Raw genomic sequence first — 20,046 nt, 5'->3', positions numbered from 1 at the left:
GCGGCGCCGATAATCCGGCCCGATGACCGCGACCCGCCGCCCGATCCGCGAATTGCCCGACGAACTGGTGAGCCAGATCGCCGCCGGCGAGGTGGTCGAGCGGCCGGCCTCTGTCGTGCGCGAGTTGGTCGACAACGCGCTCGACGCCGGCGCCACGCAGGTCACCGTGCGGCTGGCCGCCGGTGGCGTGCGCAGCATCCTGGTCGAGGACGATGGGTGCGGCATCCCGGCCGAGCAACTGCCGTTGGCGCTGAAGCGCCATGCGACGAGCAAGATCGCCAACCTGGCCGAGCTGGAATCAGTCGCGACGATGGGTTTTCGCGGCGAGGCGCTGGCGGCGATCGCCTCGATCGCTGAAGTGTCGATCGCCAGCCGCTGCGACGGCGCCGCGCACGCGCACCGGCTCGACGCGCGCAGCGGCGAGCTGCAGCCGGCAGCGCGTGCGCGCGGCACCAGCGTCGAGGTGCGCGAGCTCTTCTTCGCGACGCCGGCGCGGCGCAAGTTCCTGAAGACCGACGCCACCGAGCTCGCGCATTGCGTCGACGCGGTGCGCCGCCATGCACTGGCGCGGCCGGAGGTCGGCTTCGCGATCTGGCACGACGGCAAGCTGATCGAACAATGGCGGCCGGCCGCGGCCGAACAGCGCATCGCCGACGTGCTCGGTGCCGACTTCATCGCGCAAAGCCGCCTGCTGCAGGCCGGTGCCGGCCCGCTGCGCTTGACCGGCCGCGCCGGCCTGCCGGACGCGGCGCGCGCGCGCGCCGATCAGCAGTACGTCTACGTCAACGGCCGCTTCGTGCGCGACCGGCTGATCGCGCACGGTGCGCGCAGCGCCTACGAAGACGTACTGCACGGCCAGCGCCAGCCGAGCTACGTGCTGTTCCTCGAGATCGATCCGCAGCGCGTCGACGTCAACGTGCATCCGACGAAGATCGAGGTGCGCTTTCGCGATGGCCGCGAGATCCACCAGGCCGTGCGCCATGCGATCGAAGCGGTGCTGGCCGCGTCACGCGCGCCGCTGGACGGCAGCGCCGTCGAGCCGCCCCCTGCGCTGGCCACGCCGGCGTGGCGGCCGATCGTCGGCGGCGAGCAGCGCGGCCTCGGCCTGCAGGAGCTGGCCTGGCTGCGCGCCGAGGAACCGGCGCCGCGCTGGAACGTCGGTCCGGCGGGCGCCGCGGCGGCGGTGCTCGATGCGCCGCCGGGCGCTGCTGCCCCGGCCACCGACGCGCCGGCGGCAGCTGCGTCGGACGCCGAGGCCTGGCCGCTCGGCCGCGCGCTCGCCCAGCTGGCCGGCGCCTACATCCTGGCCGAGAACCGCCACGGCCTGGTGATCGTCGACATGCATGCGGCGCACGAACGCATCGTCTACGAGCGCCTGAAGGCGGCGCAGGGCGACAGCGCGCTCACCGCGCAGCCGCTGCTGATCCCCGCCACCTTCGCCGCCACCGGCGACGAGTGGGCGACCGCCGAGGCGCAAGCCGACGGGCTGGCCGCGCTCGGCCTCGACGTCGCGCCGCTCGCGCCGGGCGTGCTCGCGGTGCGCGCACGCCCCGCCGCGCTGCCCGATGCCGACCCGGTCGCATTGGCACGCGCAGTGCTGGCCGAGCTGGCCGAGGTCGGCGCCTCGCGCGCGGTGCAGCGCGCCCGCGACGAGCTGCTGGCGACGATGGCCTGCCACGGCGCGGTGCGCGCCAACCGGACGCTCACTTTGGCCGAGATGAACGCGCTGCTGCGCGACATGGAGCGCACCGAGCGCGCCGACCAGTGCAACCACGGCCGGCCGACCTGGCGCCAGGTCACCGTCAAGGAGCTCGACGGCTTGTTCCTGCGCGGACGTTGAAGAAGACGATGAATCAATCCGACAACAAAGATCCGTCTGCCGAAGGCATGCGGCTGTCCAAGCTGCTCGCCGAGCGTGGGCTGGCCTCGCGCCGCGAGGCCGACGAATGGATCGAGGCCGGCTGGGTCAAGGTCGGCGGCGTGCCGGCGGTGCTCGGCCAGCGCGTGCAGCCCGACGTGGTGGTGGAGATCGATCCGGCCGCGCGCCAGCAGCAGGCGCAGCGCGTCACCGTGCTGCTGCACAAGCCGATGGGCTACGTCTCGGGCCAGGCCGAGGATGGGTACGAGCCGGCCAGCGTGCTGTTCACCGCGACCAACCGCTGGCGCGAGGACAAGGCGCCGCAGCGCTTCCATCCCGGCCAGCAGCGTGGCCTCGCGCCGGCCGGCCGGCTGGACATCGACTCGACCGGTTTGCTGGTGCTGACGCAGGACGGCCGCATCGCCAAGCTGCTGATCGGCGAGGACAGCCGCGCCGAGAAGGAATACCTGGTGCGCGTGCAGCCGCTGCCGGCCTGGGCGCCGGAGAAGCTGGCGCTGCTGCAGCACGGCCTGTCGCTCGACGACAAGGCGCTGAAGCCGGCGCGCGTCAGCTGGGCCAACGAGGACCAGCTGCGCTTCGTGCTGCGCGAGGGGCGCAAGCGCCAGATCCGCCGCATGTGCGAGCTGGTCGGCCTGAAGGTGACCGGCCTGAAGCGCGTGCGCATCGGCAGCGTCGTGCTCGGCAAGCTGCCCGTCGGCCAATGGCGCTACCTCCGCCCGGACGAGCGTTTTGTCTGATAGGACGGTCCGTGCGCCGCTGTCCCCGCTCGCCGCCGCCTGGACGCTGGCGCTGCTGCTGGGCTTGCAGCCGCTGACGACCGACCTGGTGCTGCCGGCCTTGCCCGCGATGGGCAGCGACCTGCAGGCGCCGGTCGCGCCGGTGCAGTTGACGATGTCGGCGCTGATCCTCGCGTTCGGCCTCGCGCAGCTGGTCTGGGGGCCGGTCGCCGACCGCTTCGGCCGGCGGCCGGTGCTGCTGGCCGGACTCGGGCTGTACACGCTGGCCTCGGCCGGCGCGGCGCTCGGCGGCGACATCACGCAGGTGATCGGCTGGCGCATCGTGCAGGGCGCGGCGCTGTCGGTGCCGGTGGTCTGCGCGCGGGCGATGCTGCGCGACCTGTACCAGCCGCACGAGGGTGCGCTGGTGATGGCGCGCGCGCTGTCCGGGCTCGGCGTGATCGCGATCGCCAGCCCGTTGAGCGGCGGGCTGCTGGTGGCCGCCTCCGGCTGGCGCGCGACGCTGGTCGCGATGGGCGTGATCGGGCTGCTGCTGTGGGCGCTCATCGCGTGGCGGCTGCCGGAGACGCTGCGCAGCCGCGATCCGGCCGCAACGCGCCTCGGGCCGCTGCTCGCGCAGGCCGGCCGCATCCTCGGCCACCCGACCTTCCGCGCCTGGTCGCTGCTGGTCGCCTGCACCTATGCGGGCCTGTTCGTCTTCCTCGCCGGCTCGGGCTTCATCCTGATCCGCGTGCTCGGACTCGCGCCGCTGCAGGCCGGACTCGTGATGTGCACCACCTCGCTCGCGTACATCACTGGCACCTTCTTCTGCCGCCGCTGGCTGCCGCGCCATGGCCTCGTCGGCACCGTCCTGCGCGGCAGCGGCTTCTCGATCGCCAGCGCGCTCGGCATGGCCGTGCTGGCGTCGACCGACCACCGCGCCGTCTGGGCGGTGATGCTGCCGACCTGGCTGTATGCGCTCGGCCACGGCGTGCACCAGCCCTGCGGCCAGGCCGGTGCGGTCGGGCCGTTCCCGCGCTCGGCCGGGCTGGCGGCGGCGCTTGCCGGCTGCGTGCTGGCGCTCGCCGCCTTCGGCATCGGCCTGTGGCTCGGCCATGCGCTCGACGGCACGCTGCGGCCCTTGGCGATCGGCATCGGCAGCGGCGCGGCGGGCGCGGTGCTGGTCGTCTGGACGCTGGTGCGCCGGCACGGTGATCCGGCGCGGGTGGCCGTGTGACGGCGCTGCATGCCCTCGCCCTCGCCGGCCCGACCGCGTCGGGCAAGAGTGCGCTGGCGATGCAGCTGGCCGCCGTGCTCCCGCTGGAGATCGTCAGCGTCGATTCGGCGCTGGTCTATCGCGGCATGGACATCGGCACCGCGAAGCCGAGCGCCGCGGAGCGCGCGCAGGTGCCGCACCATTTGATCGATATTCTCGAGCCGACCGATGCCTACTCGGCTGCGCAGTTCGCCGCCGATGCGCGCCGGCTGATCGCCGAGATCAATGCCCGCGGCCGGCTCGCGCTGCTGGTCGGCGGCACGATGCTGTACTTCAAGGCACTGATCGATGGCCTCGATGCGCTGCCGCCGGCGGATCCCGCTGTGCGCGCAGCGCTCGAAGCGCGCGCGGCCGCCGAAGGCTGGCCGGCGCTGCACGAAGAGCTGCGACGCATCGACCCGACGACAGCCGCGCGCCTGGCACCCAACGACGCGCAGCGCATCCAGCGCGCGCTCGAAGTCTGGCAGCTGAGCGGCCGCCCGCTGTCAGACCACCACGGCCAGGCGACCAGCGCCGGGCTGCCGCTGCGCCTCGTCGCGCTCGAGCCGGTGTCGCGCGCCTGGCTGCACCGCCGCATCGCCGAGCGCTTCGATGCCATGCTCGCTGCCGGCTTGATCGACGAAGTGCGCGCGCTGCGCGCGCGCGGCGATCTGCACCCCCGGCTGCCTTCGATGCGCTGCGTCGGCTACCGCCAGGCCTGGGAGGCGCTCGATAACGACGCGCTCGGCCCCCTGCGCGAACAAGGCATCGCCGCGACGCGCCAGCTCGCCAAGCGCCAGCTGACCTGGCTGCGCTCGATGCAGCGCGAGACGATCGCCTGCGACTCGGGCGGCGACCTGCTGGCTCCGCTGCGCGCGCAGCTGCCTGAATTCGGATGATGGCGCTCCCAGCCTCGATCCGCCCGCCTGCGGCGTTGTTCCGCCGAGGGGGTGCTCGCGGCCCATTGCTGCCATTGCTATTGAAGTCTCAGCGAGATCAGGCCGCCAGGGTGCCCTGTTGCGCCGGCCAGGGCCAGAGGCCCTGGCGTTCGCCAGGCACAAACAGTCCACTGGACTGTTTGTGTCCGGGCTCACTCCCCCGGTCGCTCCGCTCCCTCCTCCTCTTACCTCGCTCCACAGGGCACCCTGCCGTCCTGATCGGGCACGGCCCTGGAATTGATTCTTCGCACGCCACCGCGGTACCGTTGCCAAGGACATGGGGTGCCCGCTGCAGCGAGGTAAGAGGAGGAGGGAGCGAAGCGACCGGGGGACACGAGCGGCAGCGGGTACCCCGTGGCCTTGGCTCGCTCTGTCTGTGCATGCGCGGTACGGCGCCGAGCACAACGGACCGCTGACATGCTGCAGATCCGCGCCCTCGCCAAGGCCTACGCCGAGACGCCCGTCTTCCGCGATGTCTCGCTGCATCTCGAACGCGGCGAATTCGTCGCGATGCTCGGCGAATCGGGGGTCGGCAAGTCGACGCTGCTGAACTGCATTGCCGGGCTCGACGAGGCCGATGGCGGCGAGGTGCTGCTCGACGGCGCGCCGGTGCTCGCGCTGCCGGAGCCCGAGCGCGCGAGGCTGCGGCGCGAGAAGCTCGGCTTCGTATTCCAGGCCTTCCACCTGCTGCCGCACCTGTCGGTGGCCGAGAACGTCGCGCTGCCGCTGCTTTTGCTGGGTAGGAACGATGGCGCGCGGGTCGAACGGCTGCTGCAGTCGGTCGGGCTCGGCGGCCTGGGCGCGCGCAGCCCGGCGCAGCTGTCCGGCGGGCAGTTGCAGCGCGTGGCGCTGGCGCGGGCTCTCGTGCACCGGCCGCTGCTGATCCTGGCCGACGAGCCGACCGGCAACCTCGACCCGGCGACCGCCGAGCGCATGCTCGACGTGCTGACGGCGCAGGTGCGTGCCGAGGGCGCGGCGTGCCTGCTGGTCACGCATTCGGCCGCCGCCGCGGCGCGCGCCGACCGCGTGCTGCGGCTGACCGCCACCGGCATCGAAGCCGCGACATGAAGCTGCTGCCGCTGCTCACGCTGTCATGGGCCGAATGGCGCCACCATCCGTGGCGCCACGGCGTCGCGCTGCTGGCGGTGGCGCTCGGCGTCGCGCTGGCCGGCTCGGTGCAGATGATCAACCATTCGGCGTTGACCGAGTTCGCGCAGGCCGTGCGCACGGTCAATGGCGAGCCGGACGTGGTGCTCGCCGCGTCAAGTTCGCAGGGTTTCGACGACGGCTGGATCGCGAGACTCGCGCGCGACGAACAGGTTGCCGTCGCCAGCCCGGTGCTGGAGCTCGACAGCCAGGCGCGCCGCATCGACAGTGCGGCCAGTGCGGCCAGTGCGGCCAGTGCGGCCAGTGGGGCCAGCGCGGCCGCCGCGCCGGCGCCGGTGCCAGTACCGGTGCGGATCGTCGGCATCGATGCGCTGCGCGTCGCCGCGATCGCGCCGATGCTGCTGCCGCAGCCGGCCTCGGCGCCCGAGCGCGGCGCCGCGATGCTGCTCGACCCCGGCCTCGCCTGGCCGAACCCGGCGGCGATGGCGCGGCTGCAGCTGCGCGCGGGCGACCAGATCGAGCTGCAATCGGCCGGCGGGTGGCGGCGGCTGCGCGTGGCGGGCAGCGTCGCCGCCGGCAGCACGCCGCTGATCGTGCTCGACATCGCCGCCGCGCAGCACGGTTTCCAGCGCGCGGGGCGCCTCTCCCGCATCGACCTGAAGCTGGTGCAAGGCGTCGACCGCGCGGCCTGGCTGCAGGCGTTGACGCTGACGCCTGAAGTACGCGTCGGCGCGGCCGACGATGCGGTGCAGCGGCTGTCGAACCTGTCGCTCGCCTACCGCGTCAACCTCGGCGTGCTGGCGCTGGTCGCGCTGCTGGTCGGCGGCTTCCTGGTCTATTCGGTGGTCTCGCTGTCGGTCGCGCAGCGCACGCCGTCGTTCGCGCTGCTTGGCGTGCTCGGGCTCGCCGCGCGCGAACGCCGGCGGCTGGTGCTCGCCGAGAGCGCGCTGCTGGGGCTCGTCGGCAGCCTGCTGGGCCTGGGCGCCGGCGCGCTGCTGGCCTGGGGCGCGCTGCGCTTGCTGGGCGGCGATCTCGGCGGCGGCTACTTCCCGGGCACGGTGCCGCGGCTGGCGTGGCCGTGGCCGATGCTCGCCGCGTGCGGCGCGCTCGGCGTCATGGCGACGGTCGGCGGCGCCTGGTGGCCGGCGCGGCGCGCCGAGCAGCTGGCGCCGGCGCAGGCGTTGAAGGGCTTCGGCGGTCCGACCGGGGCCGCACCGCCGGTCTGGCCGGGTCTCGCGGCCCTGGGCGGCGGTGGCCTGCTGGCGCTGGCGCCGCCGATCGGCGGACTGCCGCTGGCCGCCTATGCCTCGGTCGCGCTGCTGCTCGGCGGTGGCGTCGCACTGGTGCCGGCGGCCGTGCAGGCGCTGATCCAACGCCACGCGCAGCCGCGCACCGCGCTCATGCTGCTGGCCTGGCGCCGCGCCCGCTTCGCCCGTCAGACGGCCAGCGCCACCGTCGCCGGCGTCGTCGCGAGCCTGGCGCTGTCGGTGGCGCTGACGGTGATGGTCGCCAGCTTCCGCGAGGCCGTCTCGGGCTGGCTGGAGCAGATCCTGCCGGCCGACCTGTACCTGCGCACCGCGCAGAGCAGCAGCGCCGCCGAGCAGGCCTTGCTGCCGCCGGACTTCGTCGCCGCGGCGGCCTCGGTGCCCGGCGTCGCGCGGGTGCAGGTGGCGCGCCACCGGCCGATGCAGCTCGATCCGCACCGGCCGTCGGTCACGCTGGTCGCGCGGCCGCTGGCCGATCCGGCCACGGTGTTGCCGCTGGTCGGCACGCTGATTCCGGCGCAGCCCGGCATCACGTCGATCTACCTGAGCGAGCCGGCGGCGGCGCTGTACGGCTGGTCGGTCGGCCAGCGCATCACGCTGCCCCTGCCCGGCGTCGACGCCGCCGCGCGGCCGCCGCTGCTGGTGCGCGGGATCTGGCGCGACTACGCGCGCCAGTTCGGCGCGGTGGCCATTGCGCTCGACGACTACCGGCGCTTGACCGGCGACGCCGGGCTGAACGAGCTGTCGCTCTCGCTCGCGCCCGGCGCGGCGCCGGCGGCGGTCGACGCGGCGCTGCGCGAGCGCGCCGGCGCCGCGCTGCCGATCGACATCGCCAGTACCGCGCAACTGCGGCGGATGTCGCTGTCGATCTTCGACCGCAGCTTCGCGGTGACGCGCTACCTGCAGGCGGTGGCGATCGGCGTCGGCCTGGTCGGCGTCGCGGCCAGCCTGTCGGCGCAGGTGCTGGCGCGGCGCAAGGAGTTCGGCCTGCTGGCGCACCTGGGGCTGACGCGCGCCCAGGTGATCGGGCTGGTGACGCTCGAGACGCTGGCCTGGCTGGTGGCCGGCTGCGCGGTCGGCATCGGGCTCGGGCTGGCGATCGCCGTCGTGCTGGTGCACGTCGTCAACCCGCAGAGTTTTCACTGGACGATGTCGATGACGTTGCCGGCGCTGCCGCTCGCGCTGCTGGCGGGTGCGGTGCTGCTGGCCGGCGCGCTGACGGCGGCATTCAGCGCGCGGCGGGCGGCGTCGCGGCAGGCGGTGCTGGCGGTGAAGGAGGACTGGTGAGCCCCCGGCGCCGGATGGCGCTGCAGGCGCTGGCCGCGGCGGCGCTCGGTCGCGTCGAAGTTGCTCGCGCCGATGCCAATGACGACACGGTCTCCCAGCGCGCGCTCGTCTTCCCCCGTGACCACGGTGCACACAGCGGCACGCGCATCGAATGGTGGTACGCCACCGGCTGGCTGCGCCCCGACCCGCAGGCCGCGCCGGTCGGCTGGCAGCTGACCTTCTTCCGCAGCCGCACGGGGCTGGCCGCCGAGCTGCCCGGGCGCTTTGCGCCGCGCCAGCTGCTGTTCGCGCATGCGGCCGTGTCGGACGTGGCAGCACGCCGGCACCGCGATGCGCAGCGTCTGTCGCGCTGGTCGGGCGATCCGTCGCAGCCCGAGGTGCACGCTGCCGCGCACGACACCGATGTCGTGCTCGGGGCCTGGTCGTTCGTGCGTGGCGCCGACGGCCGCTACAGCGCGCGGCTGCCGGCGGCGGAAGCCGGTTTCACGTTGCAACTCGTGCTGGCGCCGACGCAAGCCGTGCTGCTGCAAGGGCAGCACGGCCATTCCCGAAAGGGGCCGCAGCCGCAGCAGGCCAGCCACTACTACACGCAGCCGCAGCTCGCGGTGCAGGCGCAGCTGGCGCTCGACGGCCGCAGCAGCACGCTCGCCGGCCGCGGCTGGCTCGATCACGAGTGGAGCAACGAGCTGCTGGCGCCGGGCGCCGTCGGCTGGGACTGGATCGGCATCAACCTGCACGACGGTGGTGCCTTGACGGCCTTCGTGCTGCGCCGCCGCGACGGCAGCGTGGTGTGGGCCGGCGGCAGCCACCGCCCGGCCGGCGGCGCGGTGCGCGTCTTCACGCCGGACGAGGTGCAGTTCCAGCCGCTGCGCGAATGGACCAGCCCGGCGACCGGCGCCCGCTACCCGGTGCGGTGGGCGATCACGACGCCGGCCGGCGCGTTCGAGCTCGAGGCCTTGTTCGAGGCGCAGGAGCTCGACAGCAGCGCCAGCACCGGCGCGATCTATTGGGAAGGCTTGTCGGCGCTGCGCGAGCGCGACGGCCGCGAGATCGGCCTGGGCTACCTGGAAATGACGGGCCGCAAGACCCCGCTGAAGCTGGGCTGATCAGTCCCGATCAGATCGGGCCCTTGGCGCGGCGGTCGCCGATCGACGCCCCCGGCGCCGGCTGGCGGCGCGGTTGCACCGGTGCGGCGCGCACGCAGTTGCGGCCGGCGGCTTTTGCTTCGCGCAATGCGGTGCCGGCATCCGCAATGACGGCATCGAGCGCGGCATGGTCCGCGCCGACGGCGGCGACCCCGATGCTGACGGTGACGCCGATCGATTGGCTTTCCCAGGTCAGGCGATAACCGGCGACGCGTTCGCGGATGCGCTCGGCGACATCGAGTGCGCCGATCGGATCGGTGTGCGGGAGATAGACCACCAGCACGCCGCCGCCGAAGCGCGCGAGCAGGTCGTACTGGCGCAGCGTCGCGGACGCGAGGCGGGTGATCTCGACCAGTGCCGCATCGCCGCAGGCCGGGCCTTGCTTGTCATTCAGCGCGCGGAAGTGGTCGACATCGACCATCAGCAGCGCGGCGTCTTCGCCGTGGCGGCGGATGCGCGCCCATTCGCGGTCGGTCGCGGCGACGAAATGGCGTTGCGTGAAGGCGCCGGTCAGCGCATCACGCGTGGCAGCGACATCGATCTCCGGCAAGGCCGGCACGGCGCCCGGCCCGGCGCGCCAGAACAGTGCGGCGGCGACCAGCACCGCCGGCAAGGCGCTCGCGCTACCGAGGAGCGCGAGGGTGGCGATCGATGCGCCGGTGATGGCAGCCAGCGCGGCGCCGGTCAGCGCGGCGAGCAGCAGCGACACCGGCAAGACCACCAGTGCGAGCTTCAGCGGCCCGATGCGGCGCACCCAGCGCTGCCAGTCAAGGCCCGACGGCGATGCGACGGACGAGGCGGCCGATGTCGGCACGGCAGCGGTTCGGGGGGCACTCATGGTCGTTCAATTCGACCACAAACCGACCTTGCACGAGCGTGAGAATTGCATCGCCCTGGTAGCGCAGTTCAGGGGGTTTGCCCGGCAAACGGCTCCGATTCGGCCAAGGCCAGGCCGATGGCCTGCGGCAGCGTCAGCGCCTCGCCGCGCTGCCAGGCGATGGCCGTCGCGGCGCGGCCGAGCTGGCATTCGGCGAGCCGCCGCACCCGTCGCACGTAACGCAGGTCATCGCGGTCGATGGTGCCGAAGTGCGTGGCCCAGAAGCGCTGGCTGAACGCCATCAGCAGCGCCGCGGTTTCCGGCCGGCGCAGCCGTGCCAGGTTGCGGCCGTGATTCCACAGCGCATAGGCCAGCCAGTAGTGGTTGTGCAGAGCCCAGGCCGCCTGCGCGCAGCGGCGGTAGGCGCGCAACGCGTCGGGCCATTGGCGCAGCTCGGCATGCAGCACGCCTTGCAGATTGATGGCCGACAGCCGCTGGTGGCGATCGCCGGCGTCGCGGTACGCGGCTTCGCAGACCTGCGCTTCGATCAGCGCCTCGTGCCAGCGCCGTTGCCGCACCAGGCAGCAGGCGCGTTCGAACTGCAGCCGCCGCGCTTCGCGCCCTTGCCCGAGCGCACGATGACGCGCCGTCGCTTCCAGCAACAACTGGTCGGCGCGCAACGGGTCGTCACCGTGGCGCAGCAGCAGCATGCCGCGCAAGCCGATCACCTCGGCGCTGAGCGCGGGCGCCCCGGCCCGCTGGGCCAGTGCGGCGGCTTCGTCGAGCGCCGCCTCGAGGCCGCTGCCCTGCCGGTCGAGCTCGAACGCGATGCGCACGCGTGCGCACAGTGCCTGGCCGCGCAGCGCGGGCCGGCTGCCCGCGGCTTGCAGCGCCTGGGCCGCACGGCCGCGCGCCTGCTGGCCGTGGCCGGCGGTCAGGTGCAGCATGGCCAGCATCAGCGCCGCCGGCGCCGCCCCCTCGGCCGCCGGCGCAGCCGGCTCGGCGTCCAACGGCAGCGCGTCGAACGCACGGTCGAGCAGCGCCAGCAGCTCCGGCGCAATGCCCTGGCTGTTCCAGTGCGTGCTCAGCGCCAGCGCGAGCGCCAGCGCTTCACCCGGCACGCCGTCGTCGACCGCGCTGCGCAGCGCTTCGGCGATGTTCGGCAGGTCGGCGTCGTCGAGCACGCGGTCGGCGGCACGCAGCGCCTCGGTGCGCGCGGCGAAGTGCGCGCGGTGCGCTGCGCGCAGCGCCGGCCGCTGTTCCTCGGGCAAACGCTCGAGCACGAAGGCACGGATGCCCTCGAGCATCTGGAAACGCAGCGCGGGCGGCTTGTCCGCAGCGCCCTCGTCCGCATCCTCGTCCGGTGGGGCCTCGACGGTCAGCAGCGAATCCGCCACCAGCGCTTCAAGGCGGGCGCGCGCATCGTCGACCGGGCAGACGGCCTGCGCGTCGTCGGCGGTCCAGCCGCCGCGGAACACGGCCAGCGCCGCCAGCAGCGCCTGCTGCGCCGGATCGAGCAGACGCCAGCTCCAGTCGATCGCGGCCTGCAGCGAATCGTGGCGCCGGCCGCGCGCGGCCGCGCCGGTGCGCTGCAGCAATTCGAACGGGCGCGTCAACGCCGCGTGCATCTCGGCGATCGAGAAGGCGCGGCTGCGCGCTGCGGCCAGCTCGATCGCCAAGGGCAGGCCGTCGAGCGCGCGGCACAGCGCGAGCAAGGCGGCGAGCTGGCGCTCGGGCACCTGGAAGTCGGGCCGCAGCGCGCGGGCGCGGTCGATGAACAGCGCGATGCCGGGGTTGGCCCGCAACGCGGCCGCATCGCTGCCCTCGCGCGGCAGCGGCAGCGGCGGCAGCACCTTCTCGCGCTCGCCCGGCAGACCGAGCACGCGGCGCGACGTCACCAGCAGGTGCAGCCCCGGCAGCCGGCCGAGCCAGCCTTCGATCAGCTCGAGCACCGGCGCGCTGACCAGTTGCTCGGCGTTGTCCAGCACCAGCAGCACGCGCCGGCCGGCGAGCGCGGTGGCCAGCGGATCGGCCGCCTCGCGCTGCGGCGGCGGCAGCTGCAGCGAGACGCGCAATTGCGAGCGCAGCGCGTCGGCATCGCTGCATTCGGCCAGCGGCACGAAGGCCAGCAGGTCGAAGCCGCCGCCGTCGGGCGCCGCACGCAGGCGCTGCAGCAGCTCGGTCGCCAGCCGCGTCTTGCCGCAGCCGCCGGGGCCGCACAGTGTGACGAGCCGATGCTCGCGTAGCAAGCCCGGCAGCTGCGCCAGCTCGGCGTCGCGACCGAACAGGCGGGTCAGGTAACTCGGCGGCTCGGCGGTCTCGACCGGGGGCAGCGTTGCGATCGGCGGCGCGGCCACGGGCGCCGAAGGGGCCGAAGGGGCCGGCAGCGCCGGCGCCGCGGCCAGGCGTTCGGCCAGCGCCGCGAGCCGGCCGCGCTCCTCGTGCACCCACTCGTCGTAGAAGCCCGGCAGCAGCTCACCCTGGTACAGCGCGCGCGCCGCGTCGAAACGGCCCTCGCGCAGCGCGGTTTCGAAGGCCTGCACGTCGCAGCTCAGCGCCGCCGTGTTGATGCGCAGGCTCTGCCGGTCGGCCAGGATCACCGGCGGCGCGTCGCTGCCGGGCGGCTCCAGCATGCGTTTCAACGCGGCCAGCGCCTGGCGCAGCCGGTTGCGGCCGGCATCCAGCGGCGCGTCCGGCCACAGCAGGTCGACCAGCTCCTCGCGCGCATGCATGCGCTGCGGCCACAGCGCCAGCCGCACCAGCAGCAGCGCCGTGGGCCGGCTGACGAAGCGCGTGATGTGCAGCTCGCCATTGCGCGCCTCGAGCCCGCCCAGCAGGCGCAGCTGCCAGTGGCCGGTCGCCTGCGGTGTGTGCATGCGGTCGATCTTATAGACCGACCGCCGCTCCCTCCCTCTCGATCAGTGCGCGGCGCCGGCCTCCGCCGCCGCCGCAGCCAGCGCGCGCGGCCGGCGCATCGGCCACAACAAGCCGAGCAGCCCGAGGAACAGCAGCGACGAGACCAGGAAGACATCGTCGGCCGCGCGCGTGAAGGCCTGCTGGTCGACCATCCGGTTGATCTGCGCCGACGCCTGCTCCGGCGTCAACCCCAGCTGGCGCAGCTGTTCGCTCGCCGCGGCCAGCGGCTGGTCGCCCAGCGCCAGCCGTTCGGTCAGCCGCGCATGGTGCAGCGCGGCGCGCGCCTCCCACAGCGTGGTCGCGATCGAGGTGCCCATCGCGCCGGCGGTGATGCGCACGAAGTTCGACAGGCCCGCGGCCGAGGCCAAACGCTCCGGCGGCAGGCCGGCCAGGCTCAAGGTCGTCAGCGGGATGAAGAAGAAAGCCATCGCCGCGCCCTGCAGCACGGTGGGCAGCAGGATGTGCGGGAGGTCGGTCTGCGGCGTGAAGCCCGAGCGCAGCCACAGCACGCCGGCGAAGCCGACGAAGGCCGCGGCCGCCATCCAGCGCGGATCCCATGCGGCGACCTTGCGGCCGACCAGCGGCGTGAACAGGATCGCGAGGATGCCGACCGGCGCCAGCGCCATGCCTGCGGCCGTTGCCGTGTAGCCCATGTGCTGCTGCAGCCACAAGGGCAGCAGCACGACGTTGCCGAAGAAGATACCGTAGGCCACCGACATCGCCAGCGTGCCGAACGCGAAGTTGCGCCCGGCGAACAGCCGCAGGTCGACCACCGGATGCGCGTCGGTCAGCTCCCACACCACCAGCAGCACGATGCCGACCACCGCGGCGACCGCCAGCGCGACGATCAGCGGCGAAGCGAACCAGTCGAGCTCCTTGCCCTTGTCGAGCATCAGCTGCAGCGAGCCGACGCCGACCACCAGCAGCGCCAGGCCGATGCGATCGATCGGCAGGCTTCTGGTCGCGGTCTCGCGCTCGGCATAGATGGTCCAGGCCACGAGCGCCGCCAGCAGGCCGACCGGCACGTTGATGTAGAAGATCCACGGCCAGGCGATGTTGTCGGTGATCCAGCCGCCGAGCAGCGGCCCGACCACCGGCGCGACCAGCGTCGTGACGCCCCACAGCGCCAGCGCCGAGCCGGCTTTTTCACGCGGGTAGCTGGACAGCAGCAGCGTCTGCGACAGCGGGATCATCGGCCCGGCAACCAAGCCCTGCAGCACGCGCGCCGCGATCAGCAGCTCGAGCGACGGGGCCAGCCCGCACAGCCACGACGCCAGCACGAACAGCAGCACGCTGGTGGTGAACAGCCGCACCGCGCCGAAGCGCTGCGTCAGCCAGCCGGTCAGCGGCACCGAGATCGCGTTGGCGACGCCGAAGCTGGTGATGACCCAGGTGCCTTGCGACGGGCTCGCGCCCAGGTCGCCGGCGATCGCCGGGATCGACACGTTGGCGATCGACGAATCGAGCACGTTCATGAACGTGGCCAGCGACAGCGCCAGTGTGCCGAGGGCCAGCTTGCCGCCGGTGAGGGGCGGCGGCGGTGCCGTGGACGGCGTCATCACTGCACCGTGATGGCGCTGCCGAGGTTCGCCTTGACGATGCGCTTGACCTCGGCCTCGGCTTCGCCGGCGAGGGCGTCGAAGACCGTCGTGCGCTGCGTCGCCGGTGCCGGCGCCGAGGGCGCCGTGTTCGCCAGCGCTGCGCCACCGCCCTCGCTGACGTCGACCTCGACCGCCATCGACAACCCGACGCGCAGCGGATGCGCGGCCAGGTCGGCCGGCTCCAGCACGATGCGCACCGGCACCCGCTGCACCACCTTGATCCAGTTGCCGGTGGCGTTCTGCGCCGGCAGCAGCGCGAAGGCGGCGCCGGTGCCGGCGCCCAGGCCCGCGATGCGGCCGCGGAACGCGACCTTCTCGCCGTACACGTCGGCGACCAGCCGCGCCGGCTGGCCGATGCGCAGCTTGCGCAGCTGGCTTTCCTTGAAGTTCGCGTCGACCCAGAGCTGGTCGAGCGCGACCACCGTCATCAGCGGCGCGCCGGCGGCCACTCGCTGGCCGAGCTGCACGCTGCGGCGGGCGACCACGCCGTCGAGCGGCGCCTTCAGCTCCGTGCGCTTCAGCGCCAGCCACGCTTCGCGCACACGCCCCGCGGCGCGCTGCACGCCCGGATGCTGCTCGATCGCGGTGCCGGCGGTCATCACCTGGTTCGACGCCAGCGCCTGGCGCGCCGCGGCGGCGGCCGAACGGGTGGCCGCCAACGCGCTCTGGGCCGCCGCGAGCTGGGCCTTGGCATGCGCGAACTCCTCCTGGCCGACGGCCCCCGAGGCCACCAGCGGCGTGCGCCGCGCGACGTCGTCATGCGCCCGCGCCAAGTCGGCCTGCGCGCGGTCGATTTCGGCATCGCGCAACGCGACCTGTGCAGCCAGCGTCGCGTTGTTCGCGTACATCGTGCGCACCTCCCGCACCGCCTGGCCGAGCTGGGCCTCGGCCTGCTCGAGTGCCAGCTGCGCATCGGCCGGATCGAGCCGCACCAGCGCCTGGCCGGCCTTCACCACATCGGTGTCGTCGGCCTGGATCGCGATCACGGTGCCGTTGACCTGGGGCGTTATCTGAACGACATGGCCTTGCACGTAAGCGTTGTCGGTGTGCTCGATGCGGCTCGCGACGAGCGCCCACCAGGCGCCGGCGGCGATCGCACCGAGCGCGACCAGCGTGCCGACGACGGCGAGCGCCTTGCGGCGGGTGGCCGGCGCGGCGGCCGGCACGGGGACGGGAGAGTTCATCGTTGGGCCGTCTTCAGGAGTTCGTCGTCGTGCCAGCCGCCGCTGACCCTGGTGAGGTCGCCGTCGGCTTGCCAGCCGCCGCCGAGGGCCCTCATCAACCCGATGCGGCTCTCGAGCGCGCGTGCCTTCAGGTCGGCGCCAAGGCGGCGCTGCGCGAGCACGCTGGTTTCGGCACTGAGCACGGTGAGGTAGGTGCCGAGGCCGGCGCGGTAGCGCTGCTGCGCGAAGTCGTAGGCGCTCTCGGCGGCGGCCTGCGCCTGGGCCTGCTCGGCCTGCTGGCGTTCGATCGAGCGCAGCGACACGATCGCATCGGCGGCCTCGCGCGCGGCGTCGAGCACGGCGCCGTTGTAGGCGGCGATGGCAGCGTCGAGCTCGGCCTCGCGGCCCTTCAGTTGCGCGCGCAGCCGGCCGCCGTCGAAGATCGGCAGCCGCAGCGCCGGGCCGACGCCGAGGTTGAGGCTGCCCGGCGACAACAGGCGGTCGAGGCCGAGCGCGCTCAAGCCGGCGAAGCCGAGCAGGTCGATGTCCGGATAGAAGGCGGCGCGGGCGCCCTGCACGTCCTGTGTCGCTGCTTCGATGCGCCAGCGCGCGGCGACCACGTCGGCGCGGCGGCCGAGCAGGTCGGCCGGCAGGCGCTCGGGCAGCGCGTCGACCGGCAACGGCTGCAGCGTCGGCGTCAATGCCGCCAGCGCCTGCGGCGGCTGGCCGCTCAGCACCGCCAGTTGATGCCGCGCCAGCGCGATCTGCTCGGCCAGCGCCTCGATCTGCTGGCGCACCTCGGGCACCGCGCTCTCGGCCTGGCGCAGTTCGACCTGCGTGTCCATGCCGCCGGCCACGCGCTGGCGCGTCAGCCCGAGCATCGCCTCGCGTTGCTGCAGCGCGCTGCGGGCAATCTGCTGCTGGCTGACCAGCCGCGCCAGGCCGACATGACCCAGCGCGATGCGCGAGACCAGCAGCACCCGCGCGGCGCCGAGCTCGGCCTGCGCGGCGCGCTGCTGGCCGAGCGCGGCCTGCAGCGCGACCTGGTGGCGGCCGAAGAAATCGAGCTCCCACTGGCCGGTCACCTGCAGCGTCGCGCTGGTGCGCTCGCTGCCGGCGATCGGCGGCGGCACCAGGCCGCGCTCGGTGAAGTGCTGACGCGTGATGTCAGCGGCCAGGCCGAGCTGCGGGGCCAACGCGGCGCGGCTCGCGGCCAGCGCCGCGCCGGCATGCGCGACGCGCGCGGCCGCGGCCTGCAGCCCGGGCTGGCCGGCGAGCGCACGGTCGATCAGGTCGTTCAGCGTCGGATCGTTGAATTCGCGCCACCACGCGGCATTCACCGTCGGCACCGCGGCTCCCTGATCAAGCCCGGCTTGCGCCGGGCCATGCCGTGCGATCGGCTCAACCGCCGGTCCTAGGCTCGCGCAGCCGCCCAGCAGCACGACGACCAGCGCCGAGATCAGCGCGAACAGCGCCACGCCGCCGGTCTGCAGCGCGGGTCGGGTCAGCGGCGGGGCCATCATTCCTCCTTCGCCTCGCGCAGCGCATCGCCGTTGGCGACCAGCCGCTGCAGCAGCCCGACCAGCGTCGACCACTCGGCCTTGGTGAAGCCGGCGAGGTGGGCGTTGAACACTTCGGCCAGCACGGCCGGCACCAGGTGCGCGACTTCTTCCCCCTCGGCGGTCAGCTCGAGCTTGATCACGCGGCGGTCATCTTCGGAGCGCACGCGCTTGAGCAGCCCCTTGGTCTCGAGCCGGTCGAGCGCGCGGGTCATCGCACCGGGGTCGAGCGCGACGTCACGCGCCAGCTCGGCCATCGTCGAGCAGTCGCCCTTGGCCAGCTTGTACAGCGGCACCCATTGCGCGTGCGTCAGGTCGTGCGGCGCGAGCCGGCGGTCGACCGCCAGCAGGATCGACTGCTGCGCACGTTTGGTCAGCAGGCCGATGCTGTTGTCGGCGCGCAGCGTCTCGGGGTTGTAGAACGTTGTCGGCTTCGGGGGCTTCGTCGGGGCCATGGGGCTTGAATATGCTTGCCTAAGCAATGTTTGTCTCGGCATTATTTGAATAGGCTAGCTTCGGCTGGGGTTATCTGCAGAAATCGGCCCCTACACTCGTGCGATGACTGCCGCTTCCTCCGAGCGCGCGAAAGCCGCGACCCCCAAATCGCTCTCCGGGCTGCTGCCTTTCCTACGCCCCTACCGCGGCCGCATCGGCCTGGCGCTGCTGTTCCTGGTGCTCGCCGCCGCGACGACGCTGGTGTTCCCGCTGGCGCTGAAGTCGCTGATCGACACCGGCCTCGTCGCCGCCGATCCGGGCGCGCGGGTGATGGCGCTGCGCGGGCATTTCGCCGCGCTGTTCGCGGTCGGCATCGCGCTCGGGCTGTTTTCGGCGCTGCGCTTCTACATGGTCAGCTGGATCGGCGAGCGCGTCACCGCCGACCTGCGCAATGCCGTCTACGCCCACGTGCTGCGGCAGAGCCCCGAGTTCTTCGAGACCAACGCCACCGGCGAGGTGCTGAGCCGGCTGACGACCGACACGACGCTGGTGCAGACCGTCGTCGGCTCCAGCCTGAGCATGGGCCTGCGCAACACGGTGATGGGCATCGGCGCGCTGGCGATGCTGGTGATCACCCATCCCTACGTGATGACGCAGGTGCTGGGGATCCTGGTGCTGGTGGTGCTGCCGAGCATCTACTTCGGCCAGCGGGTGCGCAAGTTGAGCCGCGCCAGCCAGGACCGCGTCGCCGATTCGAGCGCCATCGCCGCCGAGGTACTGAACGCGATTCCCGTCGTGCAGGGCTACGTGCAGGAAGACCGCGAAGCGGCACGCTTCGACCGCGCGACCGAGAGCGCCTTCGAGACGGCGCGCAAGCGCACCCGCGTTCGCGCGCTGCTGATCGCCTTCATCATCAGCTCGATCTTCGGCGCGCTGCTGTGGGGCGTGTACCAGGGCACGCAGGCGGTGATGGCCGGCCGCATCTCCGCCGGCCACCTCGGTCAGACGGTGGTCTACGTGATCATCCTGGTCGGCTCGGTGGCGGTGTTGTCCGAGGTCTACGGCGACCTGCTGCGCGCCGCCGGCGCGACCGAGCGGCTGATGGAGCTGCTCGCCGCCCGCTCGCCGGTGGCCGACCCGGCGCGGCCGCGGCCGCTGCCGCCGGCGGCCGGCGGCTCGCGCGTCGAGCTCAACAGCGTGCGCTTCCACTACCCGTCACGGCCGCAGCATGCGGCGCTGGCGGATCTGAACCTCCACGTCGCGCCGGGCGAAACCGTCGCGCTGGTCGGCCCGAGCGGCGCCGGCAAGAGCACCGTGCTGCAGCTGCTGCTGCGCTACTACGACGCACAGGCCGGCGTCGTGAAGATCGACGGCGTGCCGGTGCGCGAGCTCGCGCTGGCCGAGCTGCGCACGCGCATCGGCATCGTGCCGCAGGACAGCACCGTGTTCTCGACCAGCGCGCTGGAAAACATCCGCTACGGCCGGCCCGAGGCGAGCGATGCGGAGGTCATCGCCGCCGCCAAGGCCGCCTTCGCGCACGACTTCATCAGCGCGCTGCCCGAGGGCTACGACACCTTCCTCGGCGAGCGCGGCGTGCGCCTGTCGGGCGGCCAGCGCCAGCGCATCAGCATCGCCCGCGCGATCCTGAAGAACCCGCCGCTGCTGCTGCTCGACGAAGCCACCAGCGCGCTCGACGCCGAGAGCGAGCGCATGGTGCAGGCCGCCCTCGAAGCGGCGATGGCCCACCGCACGACCATCGTCATCGCCCACCGCCTGGCCACGGTGCTGAAGGCCGACCGCATCGTCGTGCTTGATGGCGGGCGCATCGTCGACAGCGGCACGCACGACGAACTGGTGGCGCGCGGCGGGCTGTATGCGCGGCTGGCGGCGATGCAGTTCGGGTTGGAGGCGCCGGACACGCAGGAGGCTGGCGCATAATCCATGCACAAGTTTCGTGGAGATC

The 20,046-nt window shown here is 73.3% G+C and carries 14 protein-coding genes; 8 read left to right on the top strand and 6 right to left on the bottom strand.

The genetic code is table 11. The annotated features are described in order from the left end of the window. The first annotated feature begins 22 nt into the window (after positions 1 to 22). From mutL to HLB44_RS15400, 7 genes are all read left to right on the top strand, one after another. The gene (mutL, locus tag HLB44_RS15430) at positions 23 to 1,840 is read left to right on the top strand and encodes a DNA mismatch repair endonuclease MutL (RefSeq protein ID WP_173123981.1); all 1,818 of its coding nucleotides are present in this window, start codon (positions 23 to 25) and stop codon (positions 1,838 to 1,840) included. 8 nt (positions 1,841 to 1,848) lie between these two features. Then, positions 1,849 to 2,616, top strand: coding sequence for a pseudouridine synthase (locus HLB44_RS15425; RefSeq protein WP_173123979.1), 768 nt, complete (start codon positions 1,849 to 1,851; stop codon positions 2,614 to 2,616). Further along, positions 2,609 to 3,832, top strand: a complete 1,224-nt coding sequence (locus HLB44_RS15420; RefSeq protein WP_173123977.1) for a multidrug effflux MFS transporter — start codon at positions 2,609 to 2,611, stop codon at positions 3,830 to 3,832. Before HLB44_RS15425 ends, HLB44_RS15420 begins: the two co-directional genes overlap by 8 nt. Beyond that, positions 3,829 to 4,749: a tRNA (adenosine(37)-N6)-dimethylallyltransferase MiaA gene (gene miaA / locus HLB44_RS15415; RefSeq protein WP_173123975.1), complete on the top strand. Its 921-nt coding sequence runs from the start codon at positions 3,829 to 3,831 to the stop codon at positions 4,747 to 4,749. Before HLB44_RS15420 ends, miaA begins: the two co-directional genes overlap by 4 nt. Positions 4,750 to 5,205: 456 nt before the next feature. Continuing rightward, a complete protein-coding gene (locus HLB44_RS15410; RefSeq protein ID WP_173123973.1) occupies positions 5,206 to 5,856 on the top strand; it encodes an ABC transporter ATP-binding protein in 651 nt (216 codons plus the stop codon). Next, the gene (locus HLB44_RS15405) at positions 5,853 to 8,447 is read left to right on the top strand and encodes an FtsX-like permease family protein (protein WP_173123971.1); all 2,595 of its coding nucleotides are present in this window, start codon (positions 5,853 to 5,855) and stop codon (positions 8,445 to 8,447) included. The genes HLB44_RS15410 and HLB44_RS15405 overlap by 4 nt, the downstream gene beginning before the upstream one ends. Positions 8,448 to 8,461: 14 nt before the next feature. Continuing rightward, the gene (locus HLB44_RS15400) at positions 8,462 to 9,553 is read left to right on the top strand and encodes a lipocalin-like domain-containing protein (RefSeq protein ID WP_173124276.1); all 1,092 of its coding nucleotides are present in this window, start codon (positions 8,462 to 8,464) and stop codon (positions 9,551 to 9,553) included. Between the two features lie 10 nt (positions 9,554 to 9,563). On the opposite strand, the gene HLB44_RS15395 is transcribed toward HLB44_RS15400, so the two are convergent. The 6 genes from HLB44_RS15395 to HLB44_RS15370 all read right to left on the bottom strand — a co-directional run bounded on the left by HLB44_RS15395 (position 9,564) and on the right by HLB44_RS15370 (position 18,103). Continuing rightward, positions 9,564 to 10,430, bottom strand: a complete 867-nt coding sequence (locus HLB44_RS15395; RefSeq protein ID WP_173123969.1) for a GGDEF domain-containing protein — start codon at positions 10,428 to 10,430, stop codon at positions 9,564 to 9,566. 68 nt (positions 10,431 to 10,498) lie between these two features. Further along, positions 10,499 to 13,285: an ATP-binding protein gene (locus HLB44_RS15390; protein WP_173123967.1), complete on the bottom strand. Its 2,787-nt coding sequence runs from the start codon at positions 13,283 to 13,285 to the stop codon at positions 10,499 to 10,501. 42 nt (positions 13,286 to 13,327) lie between these two features. Further along, complete coding sequence (locus HLB44_RS15385; protein ID WP_173123965.1) at positions 13,328 to 14,884, bottom strand: DHA2 family efflux MFS transporter permease subunit; 1,557 nt, start codon at positions 14,882 to 14,884, stop codon at positions 13,328 to 13,330. After that, the gene (locus HLB44_RS15380; RefSeq protein WP_173123963.1) at positions 14,884 to 16,110 is read right to left on the bottom strand and encodes an HlyD/EmrA/EmrK family protein; all 1,227 of its coding nucleotides are present in this window, start codon (positions 16,108 to 16,110) and stop codon (positions 14,884 to 14,886) included. The genes HLB44_RS15385 and HLB44_RS15380 overlap by 1 nt, the downstream gene beginning before the upstream one ends. Further along, complete coding sequence (locus HLB44_RS15375; protein WP_173123961.1) at positions 16,107 to 17,612, bottom strand: efflux transporter outer membrane subunit; 1,506 nt, start codon at positions 17,610 to 17,612, stop codon at positions 16,107 to 16,109. The genes HLB44_RS15380 and HLB44_RS15375 overlap by 4 nt, the downstream gene beginning before the upstream one ends. Next, a complete protein-coding gene (locus tag HLB44_RS15370) occupies positions 17,609 to 18,103 on the bottom strand; it encodes a MarR family winged helix-turn-helix transcriptional regulator (protein WP_173123959.1) in 495 nt (164 codons plus the stop codon). Before HLB44_RS15370 ends, HLB44_RS15375 begins: the two co-directional genes overlap by 4 nt. Before the next feature lie 103 nt (positions 18,104 to 18,206). Between HLB44_RS15370 and HLB44_RS15365 the strand changes: the two genes are divergently transcribed. After that, positions 18,207 to 20,021, top strand: coding sequence for an ABC transporter transmembrane domain-containing protein (locus tag HLB44_RS15365; RefSeq protein WP_173123957.1), 1,815 nt, complete (start codon positions 18,207 to 18,209; stop codon positions 20,019 to 20,021). Positions 20,022 to 20,046 lie beyond the last annotated feature (25 nt).

The organism is Pseudaquabacterium terrae (assembly GCF_013266755.1).
In the GTDB taxonomy this organism is placed as follows: domain Bacteria; phylum Pseudomonadota; class Gammaproteobacteria; order Burkholderiales; family Burkholderiaceae_C; genus Pseudaquabacterium; species Pseudaquabacterium terrae.
The sequence above is the reverse complement of the archived record's forward strand: the minus strand, read 5'-3'. Positions and strand labels throughout refer to the sequence as shown.